Genomic DNA, 12,430 nt, shown 5'->3' with positions numbered 1-12,430 from the left:
TTGCGTCAGTCCGCGCACCGAGACCTGCATGTTAAAGGAATAACTGATAAGCTGACGACTACAATCACGTTGATGTTGGAGATGCCCTTTGCTGACCACAATAATTTATCGCAGCCATATCTCGGATGACGTTCCTGTTAAGACGCTACCCGGAATGGTGGATGATGCCAGCATACTGAATGCGTCTCATGATGTGACCGGTATTCTGTTGTTCAATGGCACGCATTTTTTCCAGTTACTGGAAGGCCCGGAAGAGGGCGTGCTTGCCATTTATCAGCGCATTTGTGCTGATCGACGTCACCATAACCTGGTCGAGTTGATGCGTGATTATGCGCCCTCGCGTCGGTTCGGTAATGCCGGCATGGAATTATTTGATTTACGTGAGCATGATCGTTCCACTGTGCTTCAGGCGGTGCTGGATAAAGGCACGTCGAAGTACCAGTTAACTTATGCTGACCGCGCGTTGCAGTTCCTGCGTACCTTTGTTGAGGCGCGTGAGAAAGAGAATTACTTCGAGGTATTGCCCTCCGAATACTGGGAATTCATTCCGGAAAGCACCACTGCCAGCAAGGTGACGCCTTCGGTATCGGGTATTACTTTCCGTCCCGTCGTCGATCCGCTTGCCCGTCAAGTAACGGCGATTGAGGCGATAGCGGACGCACGGCTTCGTCGTACTGAACAGCGCGATTCGTCAAAGCAGTTACATGATGCCGATCTTGACGCGGTGATTACAGCGTTCAGGATGGCCGGGCGGGCCTGCCCGGACGAGATGACGCTGTATGTCAGTCTGCTGCCTATGACGCTGGTTGTCGTACCTGATGCGGTTCAGACCATTGTTGCGGCCATAAATGCTGCAGGGCTGGTCCCTGAGCAGGTGGTGATTGGTGTCAGCGAAACGGAAGTTATTTCACGCGTGGAAGCTTTTTCGGTTGCCGTCAGGGAGCTTAAGGCTGCGGGCATCAGTCTGTCCGTCGATAATTTTGGTGCCGGTTCCGCCGGGCTCTCGTTATTGACACATATTCAGCCCGACCGGATTCGCATTGACTCAAGTATCACTTCCGATGTTCACCGCAGTGGTCCGAAACAAGCCGTGGTTCAGGCCATTATAAAATGTTGCTCTGCCTTAGAGATTACGGTCATTGCTGCCGGCATCGTGAAAGCGGAGGAGTGGATGTGGCTGGAAGCGGCGGGCGTGATTAATTTCCAGGGCAGTTTATTTGCTCCTTCAGGTGCGCTTCATTCAGACACGGTGGCCTGGCCGGAATATCGAAGCGCGATGTAAGGTCCGGTTAATATTATATGTCACGATAAAGACATCGTATCACTCGCAGCAGGGACCGCTGCCGTTTTGATTGCGTCAGCAGTGCTCCAGATACCGCATTCAACCTGTCCCGACTTCACGCCTGAATCAGTCATCTCGCCTTTCACATCAAATTTTTACCGTCCTCGTTTCAGACGAAGTGGGACGAAACCTTATATTCATCTAAGAGCATTAACACGCCGTCGCTCGCTGAGAAGTCATGCTGAACAGAATGCTTTCGCGATGAGAGTATGCATGGCGCAGGAAAGCGGATCACCGTCACTTCAGTCGTGCAGTGAGGAATCCAAAGGTATTTACTCACCCGTGAGCTGAGTCAATCATCTTCTCAGTATTACCTGGACAGAAAAATCGCACTTTGCGATCATATCTGCATGATCCAAAAAAAGAAAACGCCCTGGTCAATGTGAAGATGAAAGAAAACAGTCGCTTAGAATCGATAATGAATTACCTGAAAGGAAATAATCTGGTAACGGTTGAACAGCTTGTTTCGGTCACAGGCGCTTCTCCTGCCACTATCAGGCGTGATCTGGTTAAACTCGATCAGGAAGGAGTGGTCAGCCGCACGCACGGGGGCGTAACGCTTAACCGCTTTATTCCATCGCAGCCGACCACGCTGGAAAAATCGTCACGGAATCAGCCTGAAAAACATGCTATTGCGCGCGTTGCAGCCACCTTCATTAAAGCAGGCGATGCTGTAATCCTTGATGCAGGGACGACGATGTTTGAGCTGGCCCGGCAAATTACCCATATGCCGCTACGTGTGATCACCAATGACTTACATATTGCGCTGTTCCTCTCCGAGTTTAAGCAGATTGAAGTAACCATCATTGGTGGGCGAATCGATGAAAGCAGCCAGTCCTGCATTGGCGATCACGGTCGAAAGATGCTGAACAATATCAATCCTGACATTGCTTTCCTGAGTGGTAATGGATGGGATATGACGAAAGGCGTGACATCGCCCACGGAAGAAAAAGCGGCTCTGAAACACGATTTGATCATCAATGCGAGGCGACGTGTTTTGCTGGCAGACAGTTCAAAATACGGTGCCTGGTCTCTTTTCAATGTGGTTCATCTGGATGCGCTGACGGATATTGTCACTGACGCTAATCTGGACGCAGACGTCAGGAAAGCGCTCCTGTCCAGCAGCGTGCCTGCGTTGACTATCGCTCATCCTGCCTGAGTTGCCTGCATTATTTTGCCAGTAACAACTTACAAAAACTGATGGGCGCAGAAGCCGCAACGATGGGGCCCAGAGAAATGCGGTCAACCCGCATTTTCTGACTCGCCCGGTGGCGGCTGAAAGCGGTGATCGCGTGTTGTGATGATTGGGTCTCGCTTAAATCACGCGCTTGTCGCATCACATCAGTGATTCAGTAAGTGCAGAGCCGGGACAAATGCTAACAACCACAATGGACGGCATCGGTATGCGTTGACGATGAAAAGTGACCGAATCGCTTATCTTTCTGCAGAGCGGGTGGTCACGCCACACGCATCATGGCAGCGCCAGGCAGTGTCTCGAATCAAACTAAACATGGATAGATGAAGTGTTGATGCTACAGGGTGAAGAGCAGGGCTGACTAAGGGAGGATCAGTGTGTAACATGAGTCTCGCAGCGTTGACATGAATGAAGGTGAACGGGGGCGTGCCAGGACGGGGATTTACAGATGTGTAAGTATGAATGCGTCACAACGGTTATTCTTCCATTGATGGTCTGAGGTAGAGCGGCGTATCGCCTTCTTCGTAGTGTTTCGGATGCCACACCATCGCGCCATTTTCATCGCCAATAAACGTCATACCTAATGGTTCAATGATCGCATAGGGCTGTGCGAACGCAGCACGGTAAACCCGTATCTCTTTCGCCATTGCCACAACCTGATCTGAAAATTCGTCGGGGTGGCTGAAAATGTAATTCAGTTGATCGTCAGTCAGCATACTTCATTTCCTGAGCAACCCAGACCTGCTGGCGCCAACTGGCAGGGTTGTTTAACCTGTTAATCGAGTTCAGCATTGGCATTGTTCCGCCAAGGCAATAAGTGTACCAATTATCAGCGTTTCAGCCCATCATTACCGTCAGGGCGTCGTTTAATAAGCGAAAAGAAAAGCTGTTCAGCATACCGTAGCCGGCGATAGCGGGCTAACGTCCATTTCCTTATGCTTTCAGCCAGAAGTCTGCTGACATTTATCGTGTCTGCAGACACTAAGATGCCTGAACTGTTCTGTATTCCTCGCGCCATCACGAAGCCCCCGACCGTGTTTGTTAATCTTTGCTTCCATAACTTTACATTTTGCATTTAATTAACGTCTGTGCCGTCAGGATGTTTTGCCATTATTAAGTTCTTATCTCTGACAGAAAAGCTTAAGTAATATTTCATAACGGCAGTCTTACAGGCGCGCAACAGGTAATAACTGAATGCGCATTCATTACTGAGAGAGGCAGCCTGTGGCAAGATGAAGCGTCGGGAGAAAAAACCGCTTAATGTGGACCAATACCCTTAATGGGGTAAGCTGATCGATTATTGTGCCTGAACATTGACAGCGATGTCGTCTCCTCACCAAAAGTGCCGCCTGCGTGTCGGGCATAACGCAGAACGTTGTGACATTTACGGTTAAAAATGACTTAAAACCTTTTCTTGCATGTTATACAGTCTCGCATGGCCTCTTGTTTGCTATAAATTGTCGGTCAATGTGGCGCTAAATATTTAAAATTAGGCTAAATTGTTTTCTGCGTTTTGCACCCGCACATGGGGAGGCTGTTGTGCACGATAATCAAAGTGGCAATGAAGAAAATCGTCTTAAAGCGGTTAAAGCACTTTTGTCACCTGATGTAACCAGGGATGAGGTGCTGGAAAAATTTGTACAGCTTGCCGCGCAGGCACTCGGCATTTCGGGCAGTTTTATCTCAATTATTGACGACAAAAATCAATACATTAAAGTTTCCCGCAACTTTAATCTTAAAGCGTCGTCACGTGATGTTTCCTTGTGTCGACATGTTATTGATGGCGACGGCCAACTGGTCATTCAGGATACACTGCAAGACAATCGGTTCTCTTTCCATCCGTTAGTGGAAGGCGAGCCGCATATCCGCTTCTATGCGGGTGTGTCATTATGTAATGTTGAAGGGTTGGTTCTGGGCACGTTATGCGTCACAGATACGCAACCCCATACCTTTAACGATGCGCAACTCGAAACCTTAAAGTCGTTAGCGAGGCTGGTCACCTCATTTCTGGATGCCTGGAATCTGGCCAGTTTTACTGACCTGATTACGCATCTTCCTAATCGCCCGCGGTTGTTGCGTGATATGCAGCAGCTGGCCGTGAGCAATCCTGATCGACGCTTCCGCCTTATTCTTATCGACTGCATTGATATTCCGCATGCTTATGAACTCTCGCGCACCTTTGGTATCGCGCCGGTAGAAAACCTGCTCCGGCAAATCGCCGGCCTGGTCAGTGCGCGCCTCGAACTTGAGTCCGATGATATGCTTTATTCATTTGCACCGGGTCGGTTTGCCCTCATCCAGCCCTATCTTGAAGGGTACACGGCACAAAGCACGATTGATGTTCTCAGGGATTTGAAGGCGGATTTAGCGGATAATATCACGATCGATATCGACGTTTATGCAGGTGAAACAGAGTTTGTTTCCCGAGAGATAGATGCCAATGAAATCGTTCGTCAGGCGGTAAGCGCACTGCATGAATGCATTTATCAGAATTGCGGTGCCATGACCTTCGATCATGCTTATGATTCGCGCCGCACGGATGATTTTCTCATCATGAATGATTTGGCACAGGCGCTGAAAAAAGACGAAGGTCTTTATCTGGCTTATCAGCCCAAAGTGTGTTTAAAAACCGGCAAAACCGTGGGGCTGGAAGCGTTGATCCGGTGGCATCACCCGGAACGAGGCGAGCTGTTCCCTGCCGATTTCGTTCCCCTGGCTGTAAAAACAAACCTGATCTCGGTGCTGACGGACTGGGTCATCGATCGTGTCATCGTTCAACTCAAAACGTGGAAACAGGAATATCAGTTAATTCCTGTCTCAGTTAACGTCAGTGAACGTGACTTTTCACGCCCCGGCTTTGCGGCAGATTTGGCCAGTAAAATGCAGGCTGCTGATTTGCCTACGTCCTTTATGGGCGTGGAGTGCCTTGAAAATGAACTCATTACAGAAAGCCATGTTGCTATAAACGGCCTGGAAGCGCTGAGAACCGAGGGGTTTGTTATCTCTCTGGATGATTTTGGCACAGGCTACAGCAACATCAGCTATTTACAGGAAATTCCCTTAGACGTTATCAAAGTTGATATGTCTCTGATTAACCGCATGGACAACGATCAGGCGTCCAGAGTGATTGTCAGAAGCATTATTCAGATGTTGAAGGAGCTGAATTATACGGTTCTGGCGGAAGGGGTCGAAACCGAAGCGACGCTGAGTCTGCTGAAGCAATATGGTTGCGACCAGATTCAGGGCTACTTTTTTTCTAAACCGCTGCCAGCCAGCGAGATTGAACACTGGCTGCTGCAAAAATAACCGGACCAGAAGGCGACAGTATTATCTGTCGCCTTATCCCTTTAAATGCTTCACCGCCGTCGCGTCTGGCCACGTCTCGTGGCTGCACACCGACTCAATCCAGATCGCGGCCATTGCTGGCGATGACTTTCTTGTACCACCAGAACGATTTTTTCCGGCGTCTTTCCAGCGTCCCGTTACCGTGGTCGTCCCGATCAACATAGACAAAACCATAGCGCTTGCTCATTTCACCGGTTGAAGCCGCCACCAAATCAATGCAGCCCCATGTGGTATAACCCAGTACGGGAATACCGTCGCCAATCGCGTCAGCCATGGCGCGAATATGCTCACGCAGGTAGCTGATACGATAATCGTCTATGATTTCGCCTTCTGGTGTTAACTCGTCACGTGCACCCAGACCGTTCTCGACTAAAAACAGCGGTTTCTGATAGCGGTCGTACATCATATTCATGGTGATGCGAAGTCCAAGCGGATCAATGCCCCAACCCCATTCACTGCGTGCGATGTGCGGATTAGTCAGCGATTTGACGACATTGGCTGCGCTGCTGTTCTGGTCATGCATATCAGCAGATGCGCAGCGAGAGGCGTAATAACTGAATGAAACAAAATCGACAGTGTTTTTAAGGATCTCCGCATCGTCTTCCGCCATAATGATCTCAATGCCTTTCTCTCGAAACAGACGCGCGGAATACGCTGGGTAGGCGCCACGTGCCTGCACATCGATAAAAAACAGATTTTCACGATCCTTTTGCAGTGCCGCCCAGACATCGTCGGGTTTACTTGACCAGGGATAAAAATTGCCGCCTGCCAGCATGCAGCCTACCTGGTTGGCCGGGTTGACCTCATGAGCAATTTTCGTTACCAGCGCACTGGCAACCAGTTCATGATGGGCGGCCTGATATTTAACCTGCTCGGTATTTTCACCCGGTTCAAACACCAGCCCAGCGCCTGAAAACGGACTATGCAGCATGATGTTAATTTCATTGAAGGTAAGCCAGTATTTCACAAGGCCGTCGAATGCCTCAAAACAGCTTCGTGCATAGCGTGCGAAAAACGCGATCATTTTACGATGACGCCACGATCCATATTCCGTTACCAGATGCATCGGCACGTCAAAATGGCACAGCGTCACCAGTGGCTCAATGCCATAGCGACGACATTCGGTAAACAGATCACGGTAAAACGCCAGCCCCTGCTCGTTGGGCGTTAATTCATCTCCACGAGGGAAAAGTCGGCTCCAGGCGATAGAGGTGCGAAAGACGGTGAATCCCATTTCTGCCATCAGCGCAATATCTTCGCGATAGCGATGATAAAAGTCGATAGCGGTATGGCTGGGATAAAATTCATCATCGCGCAGTGTGACGCGTTTTTCCTGCCCCAGTTTCACCGGCATGCGTGCCGGGCCAAGCGGTAACATGTCAACGGTCGTTAATCCTTTCCCGCCTTCAAGAAAGGCGCCCTCTGACTGGTTTGCGGACAGGGCACCGCCCCATAAAAATCCTTCCGGGAATACTGACTCAGACATGACATCCTCTTTGATACTGTAATCATTAATTAACTGGCGTTAACCGCGTTCGCTTTTTCTGCGGTGACGACGGACGAGGGCGCAGACGGCTGGGTCGTTTCAGGGATATCTTCAAACCCCAGAATGAGAGTAAGAATGAACGACAGCACGACAGAAAGCACCATTACCGCCACGACCCAGACAATCGACAGGGGGTTGGACGGATCAAAAAACTGCACGCTGGTAAATAATCCTGGCGAAGCCATTGAATGGCTGGCAAGCCCGCCGATTCCGGCAATGGCACCGCAGATAAAGCCACTCATCAGGCTGGCGATTAATGGACGTTTCAGGCGCACGGCGACACCGTAAAGAGCAGGCTCAGAAATACCGGCCACAATAGCGGAGGCCGCGGCTGCAAGCGCCGTTTGGCGTAATTCGCGGTTTTTCGTTTTGAAGGCGACGGCCAGCGACGAACCGCCAAGTGATAAGTTGGCCCCAATTTCTGAAGGCATCACCATGCCTTCTTTACCTGTTTCTGCAATCGTCTGGATGATGGTAGGGGTAAAAACCCGGTGCATGCCGGTCATTACCAGTAGCGGCCACAGCCCGCCCATGATGGCCACGGAAAGCCAGCCCAGATAGCCGTGAATGGTGTAGACCAGCGCAGAGATACCGCTGCCGATCCAGATGCCAATGGGACCTATTAATACAATCGCAATCGGTGCCGCAATCAGCACAATCAGCATCGGCTTAAGGAAGTTTTTGGTGACGGCAGGCGTAATCCGATCCACGCCACGTTCGATATGGGACAGAATCCACGTCATCACAAGCGCGGGGATCACCGTATAGGTATATTTCACCGCCGTCACCGGAACAGAAGCAAACTCGACATGCTGGCCTTGAGCTGCTTTGGCCATTAAATCGATGAAAGTGGGGTGCACCAGGACGCCGGCAATAGCAATCGCCAGTGACATATTGGTTTTAAATTTCAGTGCGGCAGAAGCCGCTACCATGACCGGTAAAAAGAAGAATGCCCCATCCCCGATAACGTTCAGGATGATCAGCGTGGACGAGCCTTTGTCAAAAACGCCCGCCATATCCAGAATCATGGCCAGCAGTTTGACCATCGATCCGCCAATGATCGCCGGAATCAGTGGTGACATGGTACCGACAAGCGCATCGAGAATACCGGCACCAATGCTTTTCAGCGTGATACGACGTTTAACTGGCGCAGCGCTTTCAGCCTGCGGTTGACCGAGCGCCAGAACGGCCTGATAGGCTTTGGCAACATTATTCCCGATGATCACCTGATACTGTGTATCGGTATGCACGACGCCCATGATGCCGTTGACGGCCTTCAGGGCCGCCAGATCGACACTGTCGTCGTCTTTCACGACAAAACGCAGGCGCGTCATACAATGCGTAATGGCGCTAATGTTGTTCAGGCCACCTAAGGCGGTAACGATGGCCTGTGAAATCCCGGCATAATTTCCTGACATGATGTTTCTCTCGTAGGGTAGAGGGAAGTGCGTTCTGGTTTCCGCTCATGACGGCTGCCTTATTGTTTTACGTCTTTCGCCAGGGGAACGTTGCGTGACCACTGACGATCGGCACGGCAAAATAGGAAACCGGTTTCACAAAATCATGAAGCTGTTTTGGGGCTGACACAAGCGCCAATAATCACCCTGTGTTATTTCTGTGATTAAGGTCACTGTCAATGATCTGGCGCGCCCTGTGGGCTGGCGTGTAAATATTTCAAATAATGAAAGACTTAGGTAGACTGCTTTCAGGCTGAGAATTCTGGCGATCCTCATATGACAACGATTTCAGAAGTGGCAAAACGCGCCGGTGTCTCAAAAGCAACGGTTTCCCGGGTATTGTCGGGCAACGGTTACGTCGGCAAAGAGAAACGTGAACACGTTTTGCAGGCTATCGCTGAAACAGGCTATCGGCCCAATTTACTGGCCCGTAATCTGGCAAATAAAAGTACACAAACCATAGGGCTGGTGGTGACTAACACACTGTACAGCGGCAATATTTTCAGCGAGTTAATGTCGCATTCCGCAAGGATTATGGAGCAGCAGAATCGTCAGTTAATTCTGGCTGACGGGAAGCACACTGCCGCTGAGGAGCGCGCGGCGATTCAGTTTTTGCTCGATCTGCGCTGCGATGGCATCATCATCTATCCGCGCTTTCTGAGTATTGATGAACTGGATGCTATTATTTCCGACCACAAACAACCCATTCTGGTAATCAATCGCCGCCTGCGCATTCATGAAAGTTTTTGTGTATTCAGCGACCAGCAGGCAGCAGGGCGGCTGGCTGTCAATCATCTGCTTGAACAGGGGCATCGTGATATCGCGTTTATCACCGGCTCGCTGGATTCTCCTACCAGTCAGGAACGACTTTCCGGTTATCAGGCTGCATTAAGCGCGGCGGGCATTGCGCCTAATCCCCAGCTGATTGTGCAGGGTAAGTGGACCGCACAAAGCGGCATGCTGGCGGTCAAATCCCTGCTCGCCGGCGGCGAGTTTTTCAGCGCTATCGTAGCCAGCAACGATGAAATGGCAATTGGTGCCATTAAACAACTCACGGAAAACAACATTGCTGTACCGGCCAGAGTTTCGGTGATAGGTTTTGATGACATCCCGCTGGCTCCGTATGTGATTCCCTCGCTTTCCAGCATGAAGTTTCCGGTTACCGACATGATCAATGAAACTATCAACCGGCTGGTCGCCATGCTCGATGGCGGCGAGTTAATGCAGCGTAAGCCTTTTATCGCCAGTCTGGTTTCGCGCGATTCTGTCAGCGTCGCACCCTGAAACCGTCAGCCACCTTTAAGCGATCGTCACCGGTATCACCTCGGTGCCTTGCTCTGTAAGCCGGTTCACGGTATCCGCGGGCAAGCCGTGTTCCGTGATGACATGACGCGGCGCATAACCGGGCGATAAAGGATAGGGATAAAGCTGTCCGAATTTACTGCTGTCTGTCAGGACATAGCTCTCAGCGTCTTTTGCCAGGACAGCGTCCACCACGTCACACCGTAGCATGTCGCGACCGGTAAAACCGGTTTCCGGGTGCCAGCCATCAGCACCAATAAACGCTTTATGAAAGTGGGTCTGCTGAATGCAGTAACGCGTCAGTGGCCCGGTCATCGATTCACTGCTCTTTTGTAACCGGCCTCCCAGCACAATGACCTCACAATCGGCTTCTTTCAGCAGATGAGCGATATAGTGACTGACGGTGATAAGCGTCAGATTTTTTCGACTGGCAAGCGCAAGTGCCAGTAAGGCATTCGTACTGCCGCCCTCGATAAAAACTGATTCGCCCTCATTGACGCGTCCGGCGGCATAACGGGCGAGAGCCTGTTTGATGCTGAAACGTGTGTTCATCCGTGTGCTCACATTATCACTGTCCAGGGCGATGGCTGCACCGTGAACGCGACGTAACACGCGCTGCTGTTCAAGTTGTGTTAAATCCTGCCGTATCGTCACCTCAGACACACTGACAACGCGAGCCAGTTCACTGACGGTGATGCTGCCACGCGCATTGACCAGTTCGATAATTTTTTCCTGGCGCGTATTCATACCGGCTCCCTTTATCCTACTGAACCAAAGCGGGCATTAACCCGCTTACTCTTTTTTATCAGGACTGGCACAGGCTGCGTTTCCCGAGTGGGTTAAGGTCGGCCAGGGTAAAGCGATTCTTCCAGTCAGCTTCGTAATGCTCCGGTGGGAAATCCGCAGGGGAATGACCTTGCTTTAGCGCATGCGCCACATGATGCGCATACGCGCGGTTTTTATCGCACATCGGCGCAGCAGGAATATACATCACATTTCCCCAGCCTTGTTGGTTTTCGACCGGCGCGACCGCGTGAATAAGGTCACAATGCCACCAAACGGAATCGCCGGCGGTAATAGCCGGTACCGGGCATAAGCCCTTCATCAAATGGGGATGCCATTTTTCATTAACAGGCAGGACGCGGCCGGGTGCGACACCGCACAGTTCATCTTCCGGCACATCGGAGAGCAGTGGACGTAACAGAAGATAGGCCATTGCCATGGGGACGGGCACAACGTGAAGTAAACCCTGACCCGGGATCATATCGGACAGCGCGGTCCAGCCCTGGAAAGTGCGGAAGACAGAACATTTTGTGGTGTCCGGTACATCGTATTCATCGACGTCGCTGCGGTGAGCGGCATTCCAGGGATCGTAGCGATCAATATCCCCGTTAAAAACGGCGTGAAAGACGCGTTGATAAGCAGGCAACAGCCACCGTTCCAGCGCGCCTGAATCGGTATGCGCACCCAGTCCCTTTGACGTGGTGCCCGGTAGCCGTCGACGAATACGGTCTGGATAGAGGATATTCACGTCAGGATCAAACCATCGCTGCCCCTCCGATTCATAGGTCCATAACCGGTTCAGAAACGACTGTACCTGATGCATTTCCGGGCGTTGACGGGCCTGCATTTGAGCCTGAGACCAGTAAATGGGGTAAATTTCTGGACGGGATGCCTCAAGACTGCCGAAAAAATTGTCTCCTGGCCCGCGGTACTGTGCATCAAACTGGTTTTCATCCAGATAGCGCAATATGTCGGCATCCCAGGCCAGTGCCTGCTCACGGGGGAAATGCTGCCGGACGACGACACAGCCGCGCCGCTTGATACGCGCCCGCGTTTCCGGGGAAACCGTGCCTGAGGCTATCGCCTCGCCCGTGACGATGGGCCAGGCGCTCCCGGTTTGAGCCTCTTCCAGCCTGGCTTCGGCAATGGCTTCTTCTGTTTTCTGACAGACTTGCCGAAATACGCGCTCAACGTCACCGATCTGCTCACGTGCGCGCTGCTTAAAGTTACGGATAGAGGCAGAGACGTCCTCAGGAAGTGGGGTGTAGTGAAGTCCTTCGCGCATAGATTAACCTCTTAACAGATGATGTTATTTCGAATGAAATTTATGTAACCTTCATTCGAAGATGATGGTCATTATTAACAGAGCTTTAACTTTCAATCTGGGCGCGACGGCACAATTTGCCATAACAGGCGGAAATTCAGCGTTTGTAACTTTCAATAATCCTTACAGCGAGTAA

9 protein-coding genes are annotated in these 12,430 nt (G+C 51.0%); 4 read left to right on the top strand and 5 right to left on the bottom strand.

Annotated features, from left to right (window positions below; translation table 11 throughout):
* The first annotated feature begins 88 nt into the window (after positions 1-88).
* Positions 89-1,282, top strand: coding sequence for a diguanylate phosphodiesterase (locus RAC65_RS12115; protein WP_205957519.1), 1,194 nt, complete (start codon positions 89-91; stop codon positions 1,280-1,282).
* Between the two features lie 448 nt (positions 1,283-1,730).
* Positions 1,731-2,501 (top strand): DeoR/GlpR family DNA-binding transcription regulator, encoded by a 771-nt coding sequence (locus RAC65_RS12110; RefSeq protein ID WP_058702588.1) that lies wholly within the window; start codon positions 1,731-1,733, stop codon positions 2,499-2,501.
* Positions 2,502-3,013: 512 nt separating this feature from the next.
* Here RAC65_RS12110 and RAC65_RS12105 read toward each other — a convergent pair.
* Positions 3,014-3,253: a hypothetical protein gene (locus tag RAC65_RS12105; RefSeq protein ID WP_058702512.1), complete on the bottom strand. Its 240-nt coding sequence runs from the start codon at positions 3,251-3,253 to the stop codon at positions 3,014-3,016.
* A gap of 823 nt (positions 3,254-4,076) precedes the next feature.
* Here RAC65_RS12105 and RAC65_RS12100 point away from each other — a divergent pair.
* On the top strand, positions 4,077-5,843 hold the full coding sequence (locus RAC65_RS12100; protein ID WP_262960137.1) for a GGDEF and EAL domain-containing protein: 1,767 nt from the start codon (positions 4,077-4,079) through the stop codon (positions 5,841-5,843).
* A 94-nt stretch (positions 5,844-5,937) separates the two neighbouring features.
* On the opposite strand, the gene RAC65_RS12095 is transcribed toward RAC65_RS12100, so the two are convergent.
* The gene (locus tag RAC65_RS12095; protein WP_375096750.1) at positions 5,938-7,368 is read right to left on the bottom strand and encodes a 6-phospho-beta-glucosidase; all 1,431 of its coding nucleotides are present in this window, start codon (positions 7,366-7,368) and stop codon (positions 5,938-5,940) included.
* 29 nt (positions 7,369-7,397) lie between these two features.
* The gene (gene ascF, locus RAC65_RS12090) at positions 7,398-8,846 is read right to left on the bottom strand and encodes a PTS cellobiose/arbutin/salicin transporter subunit IIBC (protein ID WP_375096749.1); all 1,449 of its coding nucleotides are present in this window, start codon (positions 8,844-8,846) and stop codon (positions 7,398-7,400) included.
* Between the two features lie 315 nt (positions 8,847-9,161).
* Here ascF and RAC65_RS12085 point away from each other — a divergent pair, with 315 nt between their 5' ends.
* Complete coding sequence (locus RAC65_RS12085; RefSeq protein WP_058702515.1) at positions 9,162-10,169, top strand: LacI family DNA-binding transcriptional regulator; 1,008 nt, start codon at positions 9,162-9,164, stop codon at positions 10,167-10,169.
* A 15-nt stretch (positions 10,170-10,184) separates the two neighbouring features.
* Here RAC65_RS12085 and RAC65_RS12080 read toward each other — a convergent pair whose 3' ends face one another.
* Both RAC65_RS12080 and RAC65_RS12075 read right to left on the bottom strand, forming a co-directional pair.
* On the bottom strand, positions 10,185-10,934 hold the full coding sequence (locus tag RAC65_RS12080) for a DNA-binding transcriptional regulator YciT (RefSeq protein ID WP_006121999.1): 750 nt from the start codon (positions 10,932-10,934) through the stop codon (positions 10,185-10,187).
* Between the two features lie 58 nt (positions 10,935-10,992).
* Positions 10,993-12,255, bottom strand: coding sequence for a DUF1479 domain-containing protein (locus RAC65_RS12075; RefSeq protein WP_375096748.1), 1,263 nt, complete (start codon positions 12,253-12,255; stop codon positions 10,993-10,995).
* Positions 12,256-12,430 lie beyond the last annotated feature (175 nt).

The organism is Pantoea sp. BS_8, from assembly GCF_041954965.1.
Taxonomy (GTDB): domain Bacteria; phylum Pseudomonadota; class Gammaproteobacteria; order Enterobacterales; family Enterobacteriaceae; genus Pantoea; species Pantoea stewartii.
This window is presented reverse-complemented; position numbering and strand designations above follow the sequence as displayed.

What these genes read in the sequence shown, in the direction of transcription:
- RAC65_RS12110 (WP_058702588.1), top strand. Translation starts at nt 1,731, where the DNA reads ATGAAAGAAAACAGTCGCTTAGAATCGATAATGAATTACCTGAAAGGA.
- RAC65_RS12105 (WP_058702512.1), bottom strand. Translation starts at nt 3,253, where the DNA reads ATGCTGACTGACGATCAACTGAATTACATTTTCAGCCACCCCGACGAA.
- RAC65_RS12095 (WP_375096750.1), bottom strand. Translation starts at nt 7,368, where the DNA reads ATGTCTGAGTCAGTATTCCCGGAAGGATTTTTATGGGGCGGTGCCCTG.
- ascF (WP_375096749.1), bottom strand. Translation starts at nt 8,846, where the DNA reads ATGTCAGGAAATTATGCCGGGATTTCACAGGCCATCGTTACCGCCTTA.
- RAC65_RS12085 (WP_058702515.1), top strand. Translation starts at nt 9,162, where the DNA reads ATGACAACGATTTCAGAAGTGGCAAAACGCGCCGGTGTCTCAAAAGCA.
- RAC65_RS12080 (WP_006121999.1), bottom strand. Translation starts at nt 10,934, where the DNA reads ATGAATACGCGCCAGGAAAAAATTATCGAACTGGTCAATGCGCGTGGC.
- RAC65_RS12075 (WP_375096748.1), bottom strand. Translation starts at nt 12,255, where the DNA reads ATGCGCGAAGGACTTCACTACACCCCACTTCCTGAGGACGTCTCTGCC.